Genomic DNA, 23,371 nt, shown 5'->3' with positions numbered 1-23,371 from the left:
ACCTAGGCAATTAGTTAAAAATTATTAGCAAATATTAACCAATAACCGTGTGTTATTTTTATAATTAATAACATTGCGTGTTTTGTGTTAACGCCAATCAATTTAGATAAAGGATTAAAAACATATGAATTTGTTGTATGATTTTCCTGCCAATTATCACATATTGCCGTTGGAGCGCCTTGGCGCCACCCTTTTCCCATGACTAAACAATCCCAAGCATCCGAAACCTCGCGCATATTGCGCAATTTTATTCCACCGGTGTCGTCCGAAGTCGATATAGACCTGAGTGCTGCAACGCATTTCATTGAAAGGAATTTCATCAACCGAGCGAGATACGCAATTAGAAGCGAACCGAATAAGGTGGGCTTTTATGGAGAAATCTTTAGAGCTGATTTTTGCCAAGGTATCCCCAGAGTATCCCTGAAAAAACAAAAGGCTCGCAATTTTTATGCAAGCCTTTGAATTTGTTGGTGGGTCGTGGCGGGTTCGAACCGCCGACCAATTGATTAAGAGTCAACTGCTCTACCAACTGAGCTAACGACCCAACGGGAATGATTATTCTCTTCTGTGACGCATGCGTCAATTATCACACAATCCCTAGGCGGGCATCTCCTGTCCGCCTAAGTTTACGAAACGATTAAGAAATAAACATCGATGATCACTGTGACTTTGTTTGCTGAATTTGACGCACACAGCGCGCCAGCTGTGTGATGTTGTGATCGGGCATACGATGCTGTTCTAGCGCAGAGTCTAAAGAGAATAAATACTCTGCGTTGGTGCCTAATACACCAGTCGCCTGAGAGATCAGAGCCGCCACAGTATTTAGCGCCGAACAAGACTCATAGAGCGGATGCTCAGGGTCGGTGATAAAGGTAATGCCTTTAATCTCTCGGCCATCCTCAAGAGCCAGCGAACACCACTGCGGTGTATAAACTCCCGCGAGCATCTCACGAGTCCAAAGCAACTGCAGTTCGCTACGCGCATTTTCATCCGATAAGCGAAATGCTAGCCCCCGCGTCTCACCTCCCGGCTTTAACCCCAGCATACGTCCCGGAGTACATTCAGAACCACGCCCGGCGAGTAGACGAATATTGAAATCACGTTGCCAGCCTTTTAAGAATGCGGGCTGCGCTTCGGTAAATTCAAGCAACGGATTCCAAATCAGTGAACCATAGCCAAAAACCCAAATCCCCTGCCCTTCAGGGCAGGTCTCAAGCACCTGATTCAAAGACGCATCCAGCTGTGCTGGTGTCCAGAACAGGTTTTCTAAGGCCGAGTAGGTTTTGGCATAGTCTTGCGACTCTAATAGTTTTCGAGTTAACACGCTAACCTCCCCCGCGCAGAAAACAACGACAGTGAATTTAAACTAATCTATAGATCGTTTTAACTCAACTGTCATCATGCGCCATATGGCGGTTGTGCGGTAATCAAATATTTCGAATGATGTATAGCGCAATGGAGGTTTCGCAGATAATAATCATTATCGACCAAAACGCTGCCATGAATTGAGATTTGTTTTTAAGAAAAGCATGAAAGGATTGCATAATCTATTTGCCCATCAGGCATGACCACTAATGTGTATAACAATGCTACTCCCCAGAAAATATTTCTGCAAATTATCAATTTTTATTGATAATACAAAAATCCTCGCTGGCTAGTTTTATTCCCTTTTTCGTTAACGAATCTTTACTCCTTATTTTTCCGCTTTTGATACTCACGAGCACAAAATAAGAATACTTCTCATTTCCGCCAATTTATCCCTGAATAACAGCAAATTATGTTTTGTCACATAGTAGTGGTGATTTTTTATCACTTAGGCTACATTTGTAATATAAGCCTGAAATATAAGAATTATTGAAGTTTTTGCTTTCTTTGCGCATTTCACCAGTCGAAAATTAATTGCTGTTTAGCTGTCTACTTACCATGAGGGATGGACGATGAAGCTACGGTTTATTTTCGCAATCGCAGCTAGCGCTGGCTTATTTTCAGCACCGGCTATGGCAGTTACCACAACAGGTACCGTTGCCGTAACGTTAACACTTACCAACGGTTGTTTAGTGAACGGCTCACCTGCTCAAACAGGTGTTAACTTCGGCTCTTTGAACTTTGGAACATCTGTCGCTACCTTTGACACGTTGTCTGCCACATTTACCGGTGGAGGCACCGGCGGCAATACATTCAACGTGCAATGCACGGCAGGTGCCAGCTATACCGTCGCACTCACCAGCAGCCTTAACGCAGCCCCTACCACGGTCTATGGCACCGTAGGCACTCCTGGGCGATATTTGATCAGCCCAACCGCCACCACCCAAGGTATCGCCTATAGCGTTTATGGCACATCAGCCATGACCACGGCGTTAGCCAACGGCGCAGTATTAACCGCAGTAAGCACGAGTGGAAACACTAACAGCTATGCACTTTGGGGGAAAATCGTTGGGGTGGCGAACAGTACTAACGTATTAGCAGGTGCTTATGCCGATACTTTAAACATTACCATTACTTATTAATTTACCGTGAAAACGCGGGAGTGGTGCGCATTAAAGGTAGCGCTTCAGTCGCTTTTAGCGGTGGTTTTGCTGTGGGGGCTCATTGTGGGGAGCGCCAACGCCATCATCACCGCGCAGTTCAAAGCGCAGGCAACCATCGTGGCAGGATGCGCTGTTCTAGGCACAGGAAGCCTGTTTGGAACCCTGAGTTTCGGTACCTATCCCGGCACGGGTACCGGCGGTGTTAACGGTACTTTTGTCCAAAATACCTCGCTAACGCTGGCATGCACTCCCGGCGTAACGCTAAATATGGCGATTAATGGGGGCTCTAATTTCACAACGGTGCGCAATGTGATGCAAAGCGGAAATAGCCTGCAACTACCCTATCGTATTTATACCGATGCGGCGCATACCAATGAAATCATCGTGAACCAAAACGTTCCGCTCAATATTTCCAGCTCTAATAACAACATTATTTTGCCGATTTACGGCGTATTACAACTTAACGGCTTTAGCCCTTCAGGGAGCTACACCGATACATTAACGGTGACGCTCACTTGGTAAATCAAGGAGATAATAATGAGCAACCTGCATCGCTCCACACGTCATCTTTGCATTATTCTAGGTAGCACGTTATTAGGCGCCGTCGCGACAATAAATGCCAACGCTGCCACAAATATGCTGATCTGGCCGATCGATCCCGCCTTAGGTGCCAACGATAATGCCACTGAGCTATGGCTAGAAAATAAAGGCTCTACAGCCGCAACGATGCAAATTAGAGTTCTTGGCTGGAAACAGGTTGCTGGAGAAGAAAATTATCGGAGCCAACAAGACGTTGTTGCAAGCCCTCCCATTGTGAATATCGGGGCAGGAAAAAAACAATTAATCAGGCTAATCCGCCAATCCCCTACGCCTGCTGGGCAAGAACAAGCGTTCCGTATTTTGATAGATGAAGTTCCAGCAGCAGAACATTCCGCGGGGTCTCAGGCCGGCGTGTCACTTTTAATGCGCTATTCGCTGCCTTTATTTGTTTATGGCGACGGCGTTAATTTCCAGCGCAATGCGGCAGAACCGGTGCATCTTAGCCAAAGCCAACTTAGTTGGAAAATGACCACTAATAATGGCCATCCAGCCATTGAGGTCACCAACCGTGGTAACGTTCATGCACGCCTGAGCAAAGTATCGATTAACGGCAGAACGATAGCCGATGGGCTATTAGGTTACGTTCTCGCCGGATCCTATCGGACTTGGGCATTACCAACAGGTGTGACTCATGGCGAAACGCTAAAAGCTGAAGTGAATAGCGACAGCAAGATCTGGCAGTCAGGCCCAGCGCAATAGTCGCCCCAGCCCGTTAAGATACCGCCGTGAAAGCCATCAGGATTTGGCGCAGCCACGCTGTGCAGCTTATGGTCACATTAAGTTTGCCCGGTATCGCACTTGGCGAACCGGGCAACAGTGAGCTGCCACCGCCTCCCACCGCAAATATTGTCAATCAGGATCAACATTTTCGTTTAGCCTTGGTCATTAACCGTTTCGATACTGGCAAACTCATTCCAGTCATCCAACGCAACGGTCATTTTTACATCCAATCGTCGGAGCTCATTGGTCTTGGTTTGCCTGCGGATAAGTTTTCCTCGCCAGAAACAGATTTAACCGCTGATACAGAAATCGAAACGCACTATGACAGCGAAGGCCAGCGCCTACTGCTCGACATTCCGACGAGCTGGCTGCCTAATCAATCGATATTCACCGGTACCCCAAACCAACAAACCCAAGCCGTTGCCGGTCGCGGTGCGCTATTTAACTATGACGTATACACCAGCCATACTCAGGGCGAATCCACCCTTTCGTCAGCGTGGAACGAATTTCGTATTTTCACTCCTGAGGCAACGCTCTCTAGCACCGGCATATTGCGCAAAAGCTTTGGCGGTAACAGCGGCGACAACAACGATGGGTTTCGGCGTTACGACACTACGCTAAGCGGCGTGAACGAAGCGCACGCTTTCAGTTGGCAAGTGGGAGATTTAATCACCGGTGCACTTAGTTGGAGTGACAGTGTGCGTTTAGGCGGCGTTACAGTCGGTCGCGATTTCTCCGTACGCCCCGACATCATTACCTATCCGCTTCCCGCCTTTAATGGACAAACGGCAGTGCCGACCACCGCCGACCTCTTTATTAACGGCTACCAATCGGCCAGCACGAACCTTGAGCCGGGTCCGTTCACCCTCACCAACCTGCCGTATGTCAACGGCGCGGGAGAGGCAGTTTTAGTCACCACCGATGCGCTGGGACGTCGCGTCTCCACCACCCAGCCTTTTTATGTCGCCAGTACCTTACTGAAGCCCGGACTTTCAGACGCAACACTATCGCTTGGCGCAATACGCCGTGATTACGGCGAAAAAGATTTCTCCTATGGAAGCGCTGCCGCCAGCGGTTCCTATCGTTACGGAATCAACGATTACCTCACGCTGGAATCTCACGCCGAAGGCGCACCAGAGTTAGCACTCGGCGGGCTCGGTACTGTGATTAAACTGGGTTATTTTGGCGTACTCAATACCTCGGTAACCACCAGCACCCTGTATGGCAAAGGCGGAAATCAATATGACTGGGGATATCAATACAGCAATTCGCGTTTCAACGTTGGCACCCAGCACAGCCGCCGCGATAAAAATTTTGGTAACCTCGCGCTGTACGACGTACCACAGAGCAATTCCAACCAGTCCTCTTATTCACTAAGCAAAAGTAGCGACCAATACTCGGCGGCAGTTTCGCTAGACCAACTCGGCAGCTTTGGTCTGGCCTATTTCGATATCCAAAGCTTCGCGGGTGATCGTACCCGACTGCTCAACCTGTCGTGGAATAAAAGCCTGTGGGGCAACAGCACCGTTTACGTGTCAGCCAGCCGCGATCCTTCGCAGCAAGATTGGGCATTAGCGCTATCGATTCAAATTCCGTTCAACGCGTTCGATAACGTCAGTGTGACAACCCAGCGCAGTGCTACAGGCGAGAATCAACAAACCGTCAACTATGACCACGCAATGCCAAGCGACGGCGGGTTTAAGTGGAATCTGGCCTACGCCAATCAGTCACAACAAAGTAACTATCAGCAGGCCACGCTCGGCTGGCGTAATGAGCATATTCAGCTACAAGGCGGCGTTTACGGCCCATCTGACCGTTATACCCAGTGGGGAGAAATGATGGGAGCGTTGGTTTATATGGACAACACGCTGCTGACGGCTAATCAGATCAACGATTCCTTTGTGATCGTCAGTACCGATGGCTACCCCAATATTGGGGTTAATTTTGAAAACCAACCCAAAGGCACCACAAACCGTCAAGGATACATGCTGGTGCCGGGTGTCTCCTCGTTTTATCCGTCTAAATTCAGCATTGATACCCTAAGTTTGCCTGCTGATATTTACGCCGATACCACGGAACAACGTATTTCTGTGCGCCGCAACAGTGGTTATGTGGTGCATTTCCCAGTGCGCGAACGCCGTGCTGCCAGCGTGATCTTGCACGATCAAACCGGAGCCGCTATCCCTCTGTCGAGCACCGTATCGCAGCAGGGAAAAGCGGATGCCTACGTCGGCTGGGACGGATTGGCCTATTTGGAAAATTTAGAACATCAAAACACGCTGCACGTACGCACGCCCAATGGGCAAAACTGCATCGTCAATTTCAGCCTGCCTGAAAATCATTCACAAAAGTTAAGCACCTATGGTCCCTTTATCTGCCAACTGAGTGCTACTGCGGAGAACAACTAAGATGAGAGCTATTATTGCCGTCATTATTATTCTGCTCGGAGGGGGATTTCTCTCATTTTCAGCCAGCGCCGCGACCACCCACGACTGCACGCTGACGAAACCCATCATCGTCAACTATGGCACTGTCAGCTCTGTCGTCATGAGCTCCACACCCCAGTCTCAAACATTCAATATCCAAATAAGCTGCCCTATCGTGCTCGCCATTGCGGCCCCAGGCTCCATCGTCGTCGCTTATACCAGTGCTACGACAACCAGCGGCTCCCGCGCGATCCTAACCAGCAGCACGACGGATACAATCCCACTCAGATTGATGTGTATTACCCCAATTTGCACATCAGCCACCGAGATTAGCGTCAACGGTACGCAATCTATTCCTAGCTCAACGTTCTTGGGGTTATTAACTAATAAACAGTACTCATTACCCTTCACACTGAGCACTGTTGCCCAATCCGTGGCCGCGGGTTCCTATGCAACGAGTATCACGCTCACCGTCACTTGGGATATTTGTACCGCCGGAGCGTTGGTACTTTGCCTGAATAACGACACCGGTAGCGACACCTTAGTCATTCCAGTAACCCTAAATGTGACAAACGACTGCGCCACCATTACCGCGCCCGATATCAACTTCGGCAGTGCGCCAGTGGCAGGTAGCTTTAGCACTCAATCTGGGACTATCACCTTGGTTTGCACCAAGAGCGCAACCTATACCGTGGGGATCAGTGATGGGCAAAATGCCAGCGGTGGCGTACGCAACATGCTTAATGGCGCAGCAAATCTACTCAGCTACGATATCTATCAGTCAACCAGCAATAACCGCTGGGGATCGGTCGGCAGCCAGCGCTGGAGCAGCACTGCTGCCACCACCACCAGCCCTGACACCATGACGAAAACCTATAGCTATACGGCTAAAATATTTCCCACCCAGAACACGCCACCCGCAGGCGTTTACAACGATACGCTGGTCGTCGACGTCGCTTTTTAAGGCTTTCGTTTACTGTTCTAGAACCCAAACGCTGACGCTCCCCGCCGACACGGGGAACTCAGCGCTGGCATCATCGCCAGTGGTCACTACATCGCTATGATTACCGAGGAAATCATAGAACCGCCGCCCAGCCAAACCTTCTGCCAGCTGTACGTGCTTAGACGCCACATCACCGTTGGTCATGATCACCACGCAGCCCGATGCTTCCTCGGTACCATCACGCACAAAGGCCACACACTGTGGTGCATCAAAATAATCATGCTGTGCACCGTTGGCAAAACGCTGACGAGCCTCAATCAATTTTTCAAGCTCAGGAATAACGGGCATGATGATTTCATAGTCTTGGCCGTCATCACCTTTATCGGTATAGGTCGCACCAAACAGATCGGGATAGAAAACGCAGGGCACGCCCTGTTCGCGCAGCAGGATTAACGCGTAAGCCAATGGTTTAAACCACGGTTCCACCGGCGCTTCCAGCGACTGCAACGGCTGAGTATCATGGTTCGCCACCAGCGTGACCGTATTCTCAGGGGCACTTGCTACCAACGTGTCAGCAAACAGCGTCGAAAGATCGTAATCACTGCCCGATTTAGACGCATGATGAAATTTGGTATGCAGCACGGAATCAAACAGCATCAGTTTGTTTTCTGTTTCATGCAGATAGTTCTGTAACGCTGAAACCTCCGGCGACCAATATTCCGCCACGGTAAACAACTCACGGCCAGAATGCTCACGCAGATGATCTAGCCATTGGGAATAAAACCATGCGGGAATATGCTTCACCGCATCCAAGCGAAATCCATCGCAGGGCACGGAATCCAATAACCAACGCCCCCAGAATTTTAATTCCTCATTAACCGCCTCATTACGAAATTCAATATCGGCGCCCATCAGATAATCATAATTACCATTTTCTTTATCAACATCGTCGTTCCAGCCATCTTCGCCGAAATCATTCATGATTTTAAAAATGCCGTTTTCATTCGGTTCTTCAATGTAATCAACGCCGCTAAAGCAGCGATAATCCCAAACAAACTCAGAGTATTTCCCCTGCCGTCCCGGAAACACGAAGCGGGTGTAAGCTAATGCTTCAAAAGCGCTATCGTCGATATCATTGCGGTCGTGCTCTTCAACGCGGCGCACATGCACACGCTCTTTCTCATCCGCACCCAATTTGTGGTTTAGCACCGCGTCAAACAGCACCTGTAGCCCATGCGATTGCAAACACTGCGCCGCATGTTCTAATCCCGCTCTATCACCGTATTTGGTTGGCACGCTCCCTTTCTGGTCGAACTCCCCGAGATCGAAGAGATCGTAAGAGTCATACCCCACAGAGTAGCCGCCGCTGGCTCCTTTGTACGCGGGAGGAAGCCAAACGTGGCTTATTCCCAGCGTCGAGAGATACTCCGCCTTATCAGCCACTTCTGGCCACAATTTCCCGCCGTCGGGGTAATACCAGTGAAAGAACTGAAACAGTGTGGTTTTTGTCATCGTGAGTCATCCCTAAAAAAGGCCGAACTCTAAGCATGGATGAAAAATCAGCACACAACCAAAAATATTCAAAGAAAACGCATTTTATATGCCTAATGGCGTGATGTTCTACCAACGTTATAAATGTATTAACAATGGAGTTAACTCATTAAATAAAAGAAACAGCCATTCATAATGAATATGAAAAAAATCATATGGATTATTAATTCAAATTAATTATAAAAACTACATTTAGTTTTTAGAGAAAATAACCAATATCCGCACAACTGCATAAAACAAAAATAAGAAAAGCCTTTAGTGTTCGCTGACTAATGACTCCATTTCAATATGGGTAATGAAATCATCATCCATTATTATCAATTCAAGTAAACACATGAATAAAACAAATAAAAAAAATCATTCTATTATTCCTAACAAAAAACTATTACGCTCCAGTTTACTTATCGCGTTATCTTTCGCGATCGGCGGCTGTGCGATGATTCATTCAGATAAAACACCGCTACCGCAAACCGATCTTAGCCAAATACACATCAACGATGCCCCCGCAGGCGCACTCCGCGCATGGCCGGGAAACCACTGGTGGCAAAATTATCACAACCCTCAGCTCAACCATCTGGTTGAGCAAGCACTTGCCGATTCGCCTAGCCTTGCCGTGGTTCGCCAACGCGTTGAAATTGCTAAAGCGCAAACCGATCGGGCGCGCGCCGATGATTTACCTATTGTGAATTTCGGTGCCGACGTGGAGCGCCAAAAAATGTCGGCTGAAGGTGTGATGGGGCCGTTTGCGCTTGACGATCCCGCCGCAGGAACGACAGGGCCATGGTATACCAACGGCACTTTCGGTTTGCAGGCCAGCTACGATCTGGATTTATGGGGAAAAAACCGCGCGCAGGTAGAATCAGCGCTCGGCGTTTACAAAGCACGACAGGCGGAACTGGCTGAAAGTGAACTGCTGGTTTCCTCCGCCGTAACCCAAATCTATTGGGATATTCAAACCGTTAAGGCATTGCAGGACATCCTGATTGAGGTCAAAGCTCAAGAGGCGATCATTGCCGACACGGATCGCAAACTTTACAACGAAGGCATTATCTCTTCGCTCGAACAAACTGAAACGGAAACGCAATTCACCAAAATCGATGAGCAAATCGACGCATCGCGTGGCAATCTGCTCTTGTTACGGGCGAACTTACAGGCGCTTGTCGGGCTGAAAACGCCGTTACCTGCGCTCAAAACGGTTCCGTTACCCGACGTCATTAGCACCCTACCGCAAAATCTCAGCTATGAATTGCTGGCCCGCCGCCCCGATTTGCAAGCCGCACACTGGTATATCGACGCGTCACTGAGCCAAGTTGATGCCGCCAAAGCCGCGTTCTATCCGGAAATCAACCTAATGGGATTCTTGCAGAACGATGCGCTACACCTCAGCGATCTGTTCCGTGGCTCCGCGCAGCAAATGGGCGGCATATTGGGCTTAACGCTACCTATTTTTGATGGTGGACGCCTTAACGCCAATCTCAGCATTGTACAAAGCAACAGCAACTTGAATATCGCCAGCTACAACAAAGCGGTAGTGAATGCCGTCACAGAAGTCACGAAAGGCATTACCCAGCTCCAAACAATTTCGGATCAAAGCGCGCATCAAACCGAAGTGGTGGACGGCGATCAAAAAATCTGGTCGCTCACCCAAATGCGCTTCCAAGCAGGTTTAATCAGCGGCGTTAACGTGGCAAAAGCTAAGCTTCCTTTGTTAGCGGAACAATCCAAGCTGATCGAGCTGCACGGCCGTTGGATCGATGCCGATATCAACCTTACCAAATCACTCGGCGGTGGATACCGAGCAAGCGGAACATCGAGCAAGTCATAAGTCAATATGGGCGGCATGGTTTCTCTTGGCTGCCCATATTTCTCCTCGCACCTCTCCTGCATGTAACCAAGTTCACAAAATGATTCACAAAACGCCTACCTTTTTTTCTATAATTAACGAATATTTAGCCGATTAATGCTCAACCGAGATCTCTTTTACATGCTGAAAATGCTAAAAACCTACGCGCTGTTAGTTATGTTGCTAGCAACGCCGCTCATGAGCCATGCCGCAAGCAACAGCACGCAGCAGGTCACAGCGAGTACGCAAGTCGATAGCGGCGTGTTGCAGAAAAAACTCGACACCATCAAGCAGCAGGTCGCCAACGCCCAGCATGAAAAATTACTCGGCCAGCTCAACAGCGAGACGCTACAGCTGGCTGAAGAGGCCGATGCCAAGGCCGCCGCACTCACGCCAGAAATCGCGCAGATACAGGCGCAGCTCGACGTACTCGGCCCCAAAGCCGCCGATGAAACTCCGGAAGTTACCCAGCAAAGAATTACGCTGAACCGCACCAAAACCCAGCTAGATAAACAAATTGAGCAAATTAATGCGGTAAAAACCAACGCGGCGAATCTCTCGACCCAAATTAATAACCTGCGCCGCTCAGCGTTAAAATCTCAAATTGCCCTTAACTCAGGCACCATTCTGGGACAAAGTTTTTGGTCGCCAGTACTCTATTCCCAGAATCACGATCTGGATAAATTCAACGATTTTAATCAACAACTCAGCGACGCGTGGGACAACGCTTGGCAACCCGGTTGGAAAGCCGGATCGGTGTTTTATCTCTTGCTCGCGCTAGCCTTTGGTGTCTTCAGCCATATCGTGCTAGATAAACCCGTCAGCGCCATGATGCAACGTTGGCTACCCGAAGGACGCCTACGCCGCAGCGTTCTCGCCTTCACCACCACCGTGCTCACCGCCGTCATGCTCGGCACCAGCGCCCATTTTCTGTGCTATCTCTTCATTCGCCTGCCCGACACCTCGCCGATGTTGGTCGAATTTGCGCAAACGCTGGGGCGGCTCACCGTGTTCTCCAGCCTGATTGCCGGACTGGGCAATGCATTACTTTCCAATCGCCATCCTTCTTGGCGACTGCCAAACATCTCCGATAACGCCGCCAAAGCCTTAGCGCCTTTCCCAACGCTTATTGCCACCGCCGTTTTCATTTTCAGCATTCTTGAACAGCTCAATAATTTGGTCGGTGCCAGCATCGCCGCCACGGTTTTTTGCAGCGGGTTATTGTCACTGTTGGTGGCACTGATTGCGATTTTCATGGCAGTGCGCGTTACCCGACTGCGCCATGGGCGAAACACCAATAACGATCAGGTTAGCGCGCGCTCGGCGCTGGCTGGATTTATCCATCTGGCGATCAGTGCCACCTCGTTTGCCATTATTATCTCTCTGCTCACAGGCTACATTCTGCTGGCGCGTTTCCTCACCTATGAGCTGATCTGGGTATGGCTGGTTTTAGCCTGTTTATATCTACTGATACACCTGATGACCGACCTCTGCGAAAGCGTATTTACGCCCAGCAATCACTCAGGAAAAATACTCAAAAGCACGCTCAGCCTCAGCGACCGGCATCTCTCTTTGGCCGCGACGCTATTTGCCGCGGTGGGCAAAACTGTGTTGGTGCTGTTTGCGGTTATCGCGCTGCTGAGCGGAACCTATGGCTCAACCACCCCGCTCGCCCTGCTACAAAAAGTGATCGAAATCTGGCGCGGTAAAGGGTTAGGCGGCTTCACCATTATTCCTGCGCACGCCCTGAATGCCGTGCTGTGTTTGGTCATTGGCTGGTACATTCTGCGCACCGCGCGCCGTTGGCTGGATAACGACTTCCTACCAAAAACCATGATGGATCGCGGCATGCGTGCCTCGTTGGTGACGTTGTTCACCAACGTCGGCTACGTGCTGATTATCTTACTCACGCTCTCCACCCTCGGCATTGAGTGGAACAAGCTGGCGTGGATCGTCAGCGCCCTCTCGGTTGGGATCGGTTTTGGTCTGCAAGAGATTGTGAAAAACTTTATCTCCGGTTTGATTTTGCTGACCGAGCGTCCGGTCAAAGTTGGCGATTTAATCAGCATCAGCGGCGTTGAGGGCGATATTCGCCGCATCAACGTCCGTGCGACTGAAATCCAGCTCAGCGATCGTTCCACCGTGATTGTGCCCAATTCCCAGTTGATTTCGCAAAACGTCCGCAATGCCACCATGGGCAATGCGCAGGGCGTGGTGACGATTGCGCTCACCTTCCCATTGGATATCGATCCTGAGCAAACACGCGCTCTCCTGCTCGACGCCTATCACCAGCATGTTGCCATACAGCCCGCTCCTGCACCGTCGGTGAGTTTCAAGGAGTTAGGGCCAAACGGTATTGTGCTCAGCGTCACGGGCTATGTGGCGAGTCCTCGCGTGGTGAGCGGTACCAAGAGTGATTTACTGTATGAGATTTTGAAAAGGCTAAGAGCGGCGGGCATCAGTCTGAGTCAGAGCCAGACGATGGTGATTGAAAGAGCGCCAGCGGCGCTAGCAGAAGAGTAAAACCACTGGCTACGTCTGAAGACGTAGCCAGTTAAGCTTATAACGATCTCGGTTCCATCATCAGCAGCATATAACGACTTTGTAGCTGCTTAAAACGGCTGTCGATCTGCCGAACCAGCGCCGGAGAAACTTTTCCGGCGTTCTGCTGTTCAGACAGTTGGCGCAGCAGTTCTTCCAGCGGCGGTGATTTCACCAACGGCTGTTGAATGGCAAAAATAGACGATTTCAGCTCAGAAACGGTCATATATTTCCCGCGCTGCTCGTCTAATCCATTGAGCTTATTGGCGAGCAGTTGCAGACGGCTTTGCGCCATATGCCAATCGCCCAACGTATCGCTGGCCGCTGCCTGCGCATTCAAATTGAGCAACCAACCGGCGGCCAGCTGATCGACCGCTGGCGTCTGCGGCCACAGCGTTTGCGCCTGCTTAACCAACTGAGAGGCGTAGTTCAGCGACCAAAGTGCGGGTAAACTATTGATAGTCTCCAACTGCTTTTGCGTGGCCGCCACCATCTCATTCGTTAAAGAAGGTAGCTTGTCCGCTTTCTCGATTCGCAGCGTATTCATCTGCTCCGACGACAACGGCTGCGGCAACGGTTCTACCGTGGCTAACAGCACATTGCGCACCGGCTCCTGATGCCACGAATTCCAACCCCACAGCCCTGCGCTGCCCACCAACGCCATACAAATTAATCCAGCCGCAAAACCAACCCAATGGCTTTTCTGAATGCCGGTCGTGGTGTTTTCCACCCGCATGATCACCGGCTTTGCTTCGGCTTGAACCACATACACCAGCGGTGAATCATCCTGCATTTCAGGCCCGGCTATCGACATCGACGGGCGAGCAGCCAGCGTGCTGCCGCCCTGAATCGCATTATCGCCATCCAGACTTTCCAGCCGAAGCGCGGTGTTATGCATTAGATGATACAAACCATCGAGCTGGCTCAGATGCTTGAGCTCCAGACGCGCCAGCACTTCGCCCAAATGCTCCAGCAGCGTTTCGGTGCGATAAATAATCGGCAAGTCACCGTATTTAAACACATAGCCGCGCAGCAACTGCTGTAGGCGAGTGGCAAGCCAGCCAAGAATTTCCATACGCGCGTGCGTTTGCGCAGGCCAAAATACCGGCCACTGATGCGTCAGCAAACCATCGACGAGCACCAGCCCCTCTTCAATGCCTGCCAATCCTGCACGATGCGCGCGTGCCAGCGTGTAATACGCGGTAGTTTGCAGCTCAACCCCGTTTTGGCGAAAGAGCCCCAAACACAGCTGTTCCACTTTTTGCCAATCGACGTCAGGACGCGCGGGGTGCGTGAGTTTACTCAGCTCATCGCGCAGGGCGGTAAATTCGCTCAGCGTGCGCGGATCGCCGCCGGTACGTAAATGTTGTTCGGAGAAAGAAGCCATGCGTAGGTGAAGCTCCGTAAAAAGAAAGAAAAACTAAGCGGAAACAAACTGTTGCTGTTTAAGATGGCGTACCAACACTTTTCCCTCAGGCGCAAACTCCGTGCCGAAGCGCACCAGACCCAGCTCTTTGAGCTGAGCCTCAAGGGTGTATTCCAGATGGCCGCTGCGCGTTTGGGGGAGCAACGTAATCGACAGGCTTTCAAGGCGTGGTTCATACTTTAATAACGTCGCCGAAAGCAGCGACAGCAGCCCATGCGCCGATCCCGGCATGCCTTGCAGGATTTGGCTCATGTCGGGCAAGCCATAGTCGGGCAGATGCGCCAAGGTGCCCGCGCGGCTATTCAGGATGCGCTGCATATTATCGAGCACCGATAAAATCACCTGTTCGCGCTCACTCACCCGCTGCAAATCCAGCTCACCGCCAAAGTTCAGCGTCAGCATTTCATACAATGAAGGATTTTGAGACGTCATGGCCTAGTCCTTCACCGGTTTAAGGCTAAGCGCGTTATTTCTCAGCTCGATAGTTCGTGGATCATCGGGCAGCAAATCTTCGCGCTCGATAACCAACCGCCAGCTATTTTTCTGCATATCAGGCATACGGAATAGCCCAACGACCGCCACAAACTTGGCTTCTTTTTCCATCGGCATATTCAGCGACGCACCGGTGCCGGGTTTCACCACCACTTCGCGTTCGCTGAGCAAATCCGCTTTCAGGCTCGCATCGCCGTCCACCAACAGGCTCTGATAATCCAGCTGTTCGAACGCTTTGCTATCGCGCAGTTGATAAACCCGCACCAGCGTAGGCACCGACAGCGCGCTCATGTCGTTGGCGTCGGTGTTAAGCGCCTCGCGGGCGCTAAAATCCAGATGCAGCGTTTTGATCTGCTTATAAAATATCGATTTAGTCACCGATGCCGTGCCGTCTGCCACGCTCTGCGTCAGGCCACAGCCCGCCAGCAACAGCGCGGACAACGCCACCGCTGTCGCCTTTAATGTACGGGGCTTAGAAGCGAAAATTGACATGCTTAACCTCTCTGTTCGCCGTATTCGGCTGTAATCCTTGATAATGCCCCAAGTTAACCGTGATCTCGTTGGGTAACGCTAAGGCCGCAGGAGCTGCGGCATGCAGGCCAAGCAGGCCGGTTAAACCGAGCTGAACCGGCGTTTTACCTAATACCGGCGGCGGCAACATGGCGGTCGGTAGCACCAGTTTTAGCCGCGCATTGCAGCGCCATCCCAGATAAACGCGCAGTAAAACCATCAGATCGGTATGCAGTTGGCCACCCGGCAGCCAGCCTTTTGCCTCGGTCAAATCGGTGGTGTGCAGCGTGAGCAACAGTTGGGTATTCACATCCGTTCCCGTCGCCCCCAATACGGCACGTTGCGACAAATTAACCCGCTGTGTTTGCCCCAGTCCGGCAGGCTGTTTGAGCACAATTTGCTGGCGATCGTGCGGCGTGACCACCGCCGTGGTGTTCGGTGCCAACAACCTCACTAACGCCATCACCCCTTCGGCGGTGCGCGTGGGTAAACGCATCACGCTCAGCAACGCCAAAAAACGTGATACCGGCGTGGCAATATGCGAAGAGGTGCCGGGGATCCCTAAACCAATCAGCCCCAATAAGCACTGCGAGGTTTCATCCGTTCCGCCGCTTTGAAAGGTGGCCGGATAGGAATACTTACGCCAAATACGATAAAACTGGGTAAAGATACGGTGGTTAAAAATATCCAGAAACGCTTCCAGCGCCTCATGCCCTTCCCGCCTTTGTGCAATATCGTCGAGGTATGAGGTCGGCAGCGGTGAATCAACGCCGTATAACCCTAGAAACGTGGTGCGTACCGTCGGTGGGCGCTCTGGGTGAAACTCGTCACTTTCCAGTGATTTCAGCTCACTAACGGGAAATCCCATACCGGGATGAGGACGAAAACGCACCGGATCGTCATGCGGGCTGGAGGTACTTCCCAATGCCGGTCTTTCCGGTGCCACCCGCTCCAGCAGTTGGCAAAAGCGATAGACGTTAACCTCCGACATGCGCCCTTGCAGCGCCGCTATTAGCCCGGAATGCGCTGACTGTGATTCTCTTTCCATTGCAGACATTTCCCTGAAGGTTGCAGTATCAACGTAAGCTGGTTAAACAGATGAATATCGGCATACAGCGCAAAGAAGCGGCTGAGCATTTCACCAAACAGGCTGATATCCCCCTCGCCGGAAAAACCGTTGCTATCCAGCGTGACTTCAATGTCCACGCCGCGCAGCAAAAAGCCCTTCTCAAAACGCTGGATCAGATGATGTTTCACGTCAACAATCGCCGCTAAGCGACGGCGGTTAAGCTCGTCGCCCGTCCAGTCATACAGCGAAAGCGTACCGCGCAACACTTCGGCGTTATCCATCATCGGCAGGAAATTCGAACCCAGGTGGCTTAATACTCGCCAGTGGAAACGGTCACGCGTCGGTGGATAGCACGGCATGGTTGGCGCGCATAAATTACGCACCGACAGTTTGGTTTGTGTCGACTGCACCACGGTATCCAACAGCGTGCTTTGCAGCGCCTTACGCGGCAGCTGGCCGTTAGTACCGGTCAGGCTCAGCGACAAGTTTTCTTCGTCCAACAGCTTATCGCTGTCGAACGCTTCGCCGCCGAGGATCAGCCACGTATCGTGCAGCCCAGAAGCACCGCGTTTCACCCGCGTATGGAAATAGCGTTCCGGCGCGTCGTAACGCATCATGCCGCCTTTGTGCCGGAAGCTACTGAAAGGCACGTAGGTTTGGTGTCCGGTATGTTTCGAAGAGACCACGCTGTCGACCGAATAGATCTCGGTATGCCCATCCTGCAAGCGCATCGGGCGCAGTAGATAGTCGGTTTCCAACGGCGACAGGCGCAACGGATCGGCCTCGAGCGGGAAAAGATTAATCACGGGAACACAGTGCAAACGCAGATTTTCAGCGTCAAACGGCATGTCGTATGGCCACAGCTCGCTCAGCACCACCTCAATTTCAAACCACGGCAGTGCGGCGGGCAGTTCAAGCTGCTCCAGCCCGTTCAAACCGACAAACATGAATTTCTGCCGGAAGGTGAAAAACTCCAACAGCAGCTGATAGCCGCTAAAAGCGCTTTCCCCTTTCGGCCACAGACCGTCCTGCTCGCCAAATCCCAACGGCGAAAAATAACCGTCTATGCGCTGGCGGTCAGGCCGTTCTGGTAAGCGCAGATACATGGCCTGCGTTTGCAGCGTTAACGCCTGATGCAGGGCGCTCGCCACCGGACTATCCGCGTTCAAATACAGCGGCAGGCGGCTAAGGTCGATTTGCGCCCAGTCGGCCAGCTCGCTGCATTCAAAGCGGAAACGGATCACTGAACGACCGTCCGGCTCAGTGCTCAACCCCACCTTAGACAAATTCAACGGCAGCAGATCGAGATCCTGCGTGGTGCTATAGCGACAGCGAGTTTTCTGCTGTCCCACCGGCTGAGACATCACTTCAAAACCACCAGCCACGCGCTCGCTGTGTTTCATCTGCGACCAGTCCGGCGAAAGCTCCACGATGGAAAGCGACGGGATGGTGCGCAAATAATGCGGCCACAGCAGACTCACTAATCCTTCGGTGAGCTCAGGCAGATCGTCATCCAGCTTTTCACGCAGTCGCCCCATTAAGAAGGCAAAACCTTCAAACAGACGTTCCACGTAGGGATCGCGTGCGCCCACCTTATCCAGATTAAGCATGGCCGCGCGGTCAGGATGCGCTTCGGCAAATTCTTTACCTGCTTCACGCAGATAGCGCATTTCTGCTTCAAAATAGCGCAGAGTTAAGTCATCCATGCGAATTGTGTTCTCATGAGAAAGGTTAAAAAATCGGGGGAGGTAAAACCAAAATCAGGCAATAATCTGCGGCAGCATCAGCCACACAGCACGGCGGCTCTCACCGGATCGATGTTCACCAGTCCGGCTAACAAGGTTTCCATACGCCGCGCCAGCGCCGCTTTATCGCTATCGTTACGCTGCGATTTCAAGCGCAGCAGTTTCAGCAGGCGAGCTTTTACTTCGAAACTCAGCGCAGGCTCCCACTCCGCCAGCGTCAGCTGGGACGGATTGATATCCAGTTCGGTCAACAGATGCAGCGCCATCTCATTTTTGCCGTACTGCTCGGCAATGCGCGCCATCAGCAGCCGCAGCAGCCAGCGATTGCGCGGGGTATGAATGCCCGAGCGGGTGCTTAGCCACGTCAGCGCGGCTTCAACGCCATCGCTGTCGGCCTGCGCCAGCGCTTCACCTTCCAGCGCTAGCACGTCGTCATCGCCCTGCGGCTGAGTCGACGCCGGTGGCGCAGCCCACTGCTCTTGATTGCCGCTCACATGCTGAGCAATCCAGTCGCGCGTCACCTCGTCGGCAAACGGCGTGCCGTCGTTGTAGGTCATCTCTTCCAACCCCGGCAGACGTTCTAAAAACATGCCCAAGTCGCGCTTCACGATATCGGCCCACGCGTCATAAGGATGGCCTTGCTTGCTCAGGCTTTGGCAGGCATACCATTGCAAATCGAGCCAAAAATGATTCACGCCTTCGGCATACATACGCTCAACCTGTTCCAGCAGCTCATTCCAACTTTGTTGCATATACAGGCGTTTAAGCTGGGCGCGATTGTCCGCCCGCGGCGGCGTTAAGCGCGTATTGCCCGAGGCATCCTGCGGCGGCAACTGATGCACCGTATCCCAACGCAGGCTTTTCATCAGCCGACTGCTCGACAGCCAGCCCTGCGGCTGATCGCGCAGGTAACGCGCCAGCTCGCGTGCCTGATCGAGCAAATCACGTCCTGATTGGATCTGCTTGAGCGTGGGTAAGCCCATTGTTGAACCGGCTTCTTCCTTTTGCCCCGCTGGCGCGCTGTTCTGCGGCACCACCGCATCTAGACCGCCCGCCTGCGCTAAACGTGCATCCAGCGCCGAATAAAGTCCGCCGAGCGAAGGACGCTCCTCCTCTGGCCACACCTGCATTGCGCTGTCCAACAGCGCCAACGCGGCCACCGTGCGCTCCACGTCGGCTTTCACCACTTCGGGATAACGCGACAGGCTATCCAGCACTTTGCTGCTGGTCAGCCATTCCATTGCCACCTTGCGGCTATGCGCACGCAGCGGCAGCACCGTATCGCTAAAGCGAGACACCACGCCCGCCAGCAGCGTTAAGCCATCGGCAAGCCCGGTTTCTCCATCGCGATGCAGGCGCGCCCAAAGGTAATAGGTCGCCACCCGCACGTCTTTGCACGCGGTGGTCAGCAGCTTTTCGGCTAACTGACAGATAAGATCGGTGTCAGCCCCCGACAGGCGGTTAACCTCTTCACGCATGCGCTGAAAATCATCGTCGTAGCCCGGATCTTCCCCCGCTGGCGCATCGGCGCTAATCGGTAACAGCCATTTGTCCCACAGCGCCACCTGCTCGCCCGCCAATGCCAAAGCATCGCGCCCGTTCATGCTGGCTGCGATTAATCCCTGTAGCATTATTCATCCCCCAACGCGCTGTTATTACTGACCATCGCGTCTGACGCGCCCGCGTTCACCACAAAAATTTTGCTCGGCAGGCTAAACCCGCGCAGTTTCAGCAGCGCTAGCGGGCCGCTGCCCAGTTGGGTGCGCAGGATCCACGACAGCGTGAGGCCGTCCGGTGTATCCAGCGCTAAGCGGTAGCTGCTTTCGTCCAGCTTGGTGACTTTGGCTTTTTCTAGCCAATGGATTAGCCCCCAAGTGCCCTGATAGTCGCCGAACAGGCGAGCGCCGCCGTTAACGCTGGTCCACGTCAGCATCACGCCCGGCTGGTAGGTAGCACCCGGCCAGTTAAAGCTCTGCCAGCTTTCCATCTGGTTGAAATAGCGCAGGCGTTGGCCGTCGATCGCCAGATTGGTTTCTACCACGTTGCGCGCAGGCTGAGCGCGCAGCTCAAAGTGCACGCCTTGGCTACCGTCGGTGAACAGCACGTCTGCCAGCTGGCTTAGCTGATTGATGGCCCGCAAGAACTCAGGATTAAACTGAAGCCCCTGACTGTTGATTTGATCCGGCACCCACGTATTGCCCTCTTTGTGCAGTACGCCCGCTAGCTGGCGCGTAAGGAACTGTTCAATTCGCCCTGAATTAGCGCGAATAAACTGACCGAGCATCGGCAGCGAAGCGTCGTTGCCACTGCTAGCAAACGGATAGCGCCCAGCAAAAGCGCTGTTCCAGTTCGCCACAATCGAGGTTTGCCACTGGGTATTTAAGCTGGCGGCAGAAGGTTGCAGCACCGTTTGCCACGCCTGAGTCAGCGGCTGCACAAACATTTCTCGACCAAAGCCGCTCCACTCTTCGCCCAGACTGGCCGCCATCAGGCTGCCGTAATCCTGCGTTTCTGTCAGATCGACCGTTTTACCTTGAAACACCGTCTGTGCCATTTGCTGCGTCATCTGCTGCGGATCGGACGCGTTCGCCACCTGTTGTAGCTTCAACCGCACCCGCGTGACGCGAGTTAAAAAGGTTTGCAGGCTCAGCGAACTATCGGCATTCATCACGCCGTTCGTGGTGGCGCCCTTGCCCATCAGCGAGAGCAAAGGCCCGAAGGTGCTATCCAGCGGCCCTGTCGGCCCGCTGACGCGCTGATCGATCACCGGCGCTTTCTCTTTATGCAGCAGATTTTGCGCCGATTTCATTAACGAATCCGATAGCGCTTCGCCGCGCTGTCCGGTTTGTCCCTGATAGGCCAACGTATTTAACAAAGCGATCAGAGGCGACTGGCGCACATCGCTCATCAGGGTAAGTTGGTCGGTCACATCAGATAAATTCTGTGCTTTCTTCCAGTGCAGGCTGTTTAAGAAATCTAACCACGCACCGCTAAAATCGGTGAAATAGCGCTCGGTGAGGCGCGCTTTGAGCGCGTCAGGAGACACATCCGCCGAGGCGGGATGTTTGTTATCGCTCAGCACCCAGTCGATCTCTTCACGGCGCGACGATACCGCATCATCGATGGCTTTCTGCACCTGACCGTCCCACGCCTGACGGGTAAACATCCCCGGCACCACCTGCTCAGTGGTAAACAGCGACTGCGCATCGGTATCACCCACCATCTGCGCCAGCCCCATATCCGCGTAGTTTTGCGCGACGGACTGCAACATATTCTGATACAGCGTGGCTTCGGCGTTACGCTGCCCAATCTGATTGAGCAACACCTGCCGAACCTGCGCCACCAGTGCGGTATCAGGCTTAATGCGCCACTCCGGATGAGCGGGCAGATTTTCGGCATAGAACGTCCACAGGCTTGGCGCCATTCCCTGCCACAGGCCGGGGGCAACGCCGGTGCGCGTTGGCTCATTGGCGCTCAGCACGCGGGTAAGAAATTCGGCATCGGCTTTGTCTGGATTCGCCATCATCAGATAGGCTTTCAGGCTGTCATATCCGACGCGTGCCAGCTTGGCGCGCTTAGGACTATCGGGCGGCAGCGCGGCCATTTCACTGAGGTTACGATGTAGCTCGTCGGCGGCCTGCCCGCGAATCAACCGCAGATTCGCCGCGTCGTAATGCGGCCACAGCGCGCTTTCTAGCGCGTCATTTTGGCTTAAGCCAAACTGTTGATACCACGGCACCGTATGCGCGGCCCGATACTGCAGCTGGCCGAGCGTATTACCAAACAGCTGTAGCGCAACCAGCTGTTCCATCGGTTTAGCATTGGATTTATTCAGCAAATCAACCTGATCGCGCACCGTGGCAATCTGTGAACGGTTGGTGAAAAACGACAGGATACTGCCCGCGAACCACAGCAGCGCCAGCGCCATCACGGCATAATAAGCGCTCTGTTCCCAAGAGAACCCCACCCGACGACCGCGCACTGCGCGATCGTTCAACACGCCCTGCCACGCCGCATCCGGCAGCCAGCCATGCTGAGCAACGCCAGATTTGGCCGCCAGCGGCAAACTAAACATCAGCCCACGCAGCGACAGCGCCGATGCATATTCGCGCAGCATCGGCGTTAACGCCTGCTGCCAATGAGCGATGCCCTTACGCTCTAAACGATTTGCCAGACGTAATAAAAAGTTATGGCTGTTTTTCAACAATACCTGCGTCATACCGCGCTGACGCAGCGGCGCGACCAGCTTCTGCAAACTGGCCACCAATTTCTCCGGCGAGTTTTTCTCGGGGAACAAACACCCCACCGGCTGGGTAATACGGTCGTCCTGCTGCCACGCGCTGTCACACACCTGCCACAGATAAACCGGTGCCTGCTGCTTTAAAATCTGCCCCCGTTTTTGCAGCTGGCGACAGCCCTGATCGATAACGCCAGCCTGTGTGCTCTGCTGCTCATTCATCACCCACACCACGCCATCTAACGGACGGCGACGGCGCAGCTTACGCAGCCCCAACAGCCACGCCTCATCCGGCTCCGCCTGCACACCACCGCCCCACAGCAATAATGTGCCCTGCCCCTCCAGCCATTGCTGGGTAGTTAACCCCGGCGCGATAGCTTCCGCCGCCGCGTTCTCGCCAACGACTAGCAGGATGCGAATTTTATTGCGCCATAGGAGGCCGTGGCGGGCGCGGAGGTGGGTGGTTACCGAGCTAAGGCCGTTAACCTCAGTGTGTTTATTTTCGCCATTTTTCTCATAACGTTTGGCTGTGACTTTCGTCTTGCTTTGAAATATGGAGTACACCAATAAAATAACAATAATGGACAAAAAAACGCTTAAAGCAGCAATGATAAAATCATATTTATCACCTTCGCCATGCTCATTACTAAAAATCATCCAAGAAAAGGCAATCGCAACGGTTAATATGAGTATGATTAAAATCGCTTTAACTGACAGCCCAGACATCTTATTTTTCATTG

Annotated in this window: 17 protein-coding genes and 1 tRNA gene; 7 read left to right on the top strand and 11 right to left on the bottom strand. The window is 52.6% G+C overall.

All coding sequences use genetic code 11. The annotated features are described in order from the left end of the window. Positions 1-14 precede the first annotated feature (14 nt). The 3 genes from CPY98_RS20840 to CPY98_RS08065 all read right to left on the bottom strand — a co-directional run bounded on the left by CPY98_RS20840 (position 15) and on the right by CPY98_RS08065 (position 1,324). Complete coding sequence (locus tag CPY98_RS20840; RefSeq protein ID WP_157743841.1) at positions 15-200, bottom strand: hypothetical protein; 186 nt, start codon at positions 198-200, stop codon at positions 15-17. A gap of 268 nt (positions 201-468) precedes the next feature. Next, positions 469-544 (bottom strand) — tRNA-Lys (locus tag CPY98_RS08070). A gap of 114 nt (positions 545-658) precedes the next feature. Further along, positions 659-1,324 carry a gamma-glutamylcyclotransferase gene (locus CPY98_RS08065; RefSeq protein WP_096387225.1) on the bottom strand — a complete coding sequence of 222 codons (666 nt, stop codon included), beginning with the start codon at positions 1,322-1,324 and terminating at the stop codon, positions 659-661. 613 nt (positions 1,325-1,937) lie between these two features. Here CPY98_RS08065 and CPY98_RS08060 point away from each other — a divergent pair. The 5 genes from CPY98_RS08060 to CPY98_RS08040 all read left to right on the top strand — a co-directional run bounded on the left by CPY98_RS08060 (position 1,938) and on the right by CPY98_RS08040 (position 7,238). Beyond that, the gene (locus tag CPY98_RS08060) at positions 1,938-2,507 is read left to right on the top strand and encodes a spore coat protein U domain-containing protein (protein WP_025801660.1); all 570 of its coding nucleotides are present in this window, start codon (positions 1,938-1,940) and stop codon (positions 2,505-2,507) included. Between the two features lie 84 nt (positions 2,508-2,591). Beyond that, positions 2,592-3,050 carry a spore coat U domain-containing protein gene (locus CPY98_RS08055; protein WP_231899452.1) on the top strand — a complete coding sequence of 153 codons (459 nt, stop codon included), beginning with the start codon at positions 2,592-2,594 and terminating at the stop codon, positions 3,048-3,050. 15 nt (positions 3,051-3,065) lie between these two features. Next, positions 3,066-3,827 (top strand): molecular chaperone, encoded by a 762-nt coding sequence (locus CPY98_RS08050; RefSeq protein WP_051874119.1) that lies wholly within the window; start codon positions 3,066-3,068, stop codon positions 3,825-3,827. Between the two features lie 68 nt (positions 3,828-3,895). Beyond that, on the top strand, positions 3,896-6,256 hold the full coding sequence (locus tag CPY98_RS08045; protein ID WP_043492796.1) for a fimbria/pilus outer membrane usher protein: 2,361 nt from the start codon (positions 3,896-3,898) through the stop codon (positions 6,254-6,256). Position 6,257: 1 nt separating this feature from the next. Continuing rightward, positions 6,258-7,238 carry a spore coat U domain-containing protein gene (locus tag CPY98_RS08040; protein ID WP_096387222.1) on the top strand — a complete coding sequence of 327 codons (981 nt, stop codon included), beginning with the start codon at positions 6,258-6,260 and terminating at the stop codon, positions 7,236-7,238. 9 nt (positions 7,239-7,247) lie between these two features. On the opposite strand, the gene amyA is transcribed toward CPY98_RS08040, so the two are convergent. Then, on the bottom strand, positions 7,248-8,729 hold the full coding sequence (gene amyA / locus CPY98_RS08035; RefSeq protein ID WP_043492691.1) for an alpha-amylase: 1,482 nt from the start codon (positions 8,727-8,729) through the stop codon (positions 7,248-7,250). A gap of 373 nt (positions 8,730-9,102) precedes the next feature. Here amyA and CPY98_RS08030 point away from each other — a divergent pair, with 373 nt between their 5' ends. Both CPY98_RS08030 and CPY98_RS08025 read left to right on the top strand, forming a co-directional pair. Continuing rightward, positions 9,103-10,593, top strand: a complete 1,491-nt coding sequence (locus tag CPY98_RS08030; RefSeq protein ID WP_096387219.1) for an efflux transporter outer membrane subunit — start codon at positions 9,103-9,105, stop codon at positions 10,591-10,593. Positions 10,594-10,752: 159 nt separating this feature from the next. After that, positions 10,753-13,134 (top strand): DUF3772 domain-containing protein, encoded by a 2,382-nt coding sequence (locus tag CPY98_RS08025; protein ID WP_043492689.1) that lies wholly within the window; start codon positions 10,753-10,755, stop codon positions 13,132-13,134. A 37-nt stretch (positions 13,135-13,171) separates the two neighbouring features. Here the strand turns inward: CPY98_RS08025 and CPY98_RS08020 are convergent, their stop codons facing one another. The 7 genes from CPY98_RS08020 to CPY98_RS07990 form a co-directional block, all read right to left on the bottom strand. Next, positions 13,172-14,539, bottom strand: coding sequence for a VasL domain-containing protein (locus tag CPY98_RS08020; RefSeq protein WP_096387216.1), 1,368 nt, complete (start codon positions 14,537-14,539; stop codon positions 13,172-13,174). Positions 14,540-14,572: 33 nt separating this feature from the next. After that, positions 14,573-15,010: a type VI secretion system baseplate subunit TssE gene (gene tssE / locus CPY98_RS08015; RefSeq protein WP_043492680.1), complete on the bottom strand. Its 438-nt coding sequence runs from the start codon at positions 15,008-15,010 to the stop codon at positions 14,573-14,575. 3 nt (positions 15,011-15,013) lie between these two features. After that, positions 15,014-15,562 carry a type VI secretion system lipoprotein TssJ gene (gene tssJ / locus CPY98_RS08010; protein WP_096387213.1) on the bottom strand — a complete coding sequence of 183 codons (549 nt, stop codon included), beginning with the start codon at positions 15,560-15,562 and terminating at the stop codon, positions 15,014-15,016. After that, positions 15,543-16,628: a type VI secretion system baseplate subunit TssG gene (gene tssG / locus CPY98_RS08005; protein WP_096387210.1), complete on the bottom strand. Its 1,086-nt coding sequence runs from the start codon at positions 16,626-16,628 to the stop codon at positions 15,543-15,545. Before tssG ends, tssJ begins: the two co-directional genes overlap by 20 nt. After that, on the bottom strand, positions 16,592-18,355 hold the full coding sequence (gene tssF / locus CPY98_RS08000; protein WP_096387207.1) for a type VI secretion system baseplate subunit TssF: 1,764 nt from the start codon (positions 18,353-18,355) through the stop codon (positions 16,592-16,594). Before tssF ends, tssG begins: the two co-directional genes overlap by 37 nt. 77 nt (positions 18,356-18,432) lie before the next feature. Further along, the gene (gene tssA, locus CPY98_RS07995; protein ID WP_061554280.1) at positions 18,433-20,025 is read right to left on the bottom strand and encodes a type VI secretion system protein TssA; all 1,593 of its coding nucleotides are present in this window, start codon (positions 20,023-20,025) and stop codon (positions 18,433-18,435) included. Next, a complete protein-coding gene (locus CPY98_RS07990) occupies positions 20,025-23,369 on the bottom strand; it encodes an ImcF-related family protein (protein WP_096387204.1) in 3,345 nt (1,114 codons plus the stop codon). Before CPY98_RS07990 ends, tssA begins: the two co-directional genes overlap by 1 nt. Positions 23,370-23,371 lie beyond the last annotated feature (2 nt).

The organism is Hafnia sp. CBA7124 (genome assembly GCF_002355555.1).
Taxonomy (GTDB): Bacteria; Pseudomonadota; Gammaproteobacteria; order Enterobacterales; family Enterobacteriaceae; genus Hafnia; species Hafnia alvei.
The sequence above is the reverse complement of the archived record's forward strand: the minus strand, read 5'-3'. Positions and strand labels throughout refer to the sequence as shown.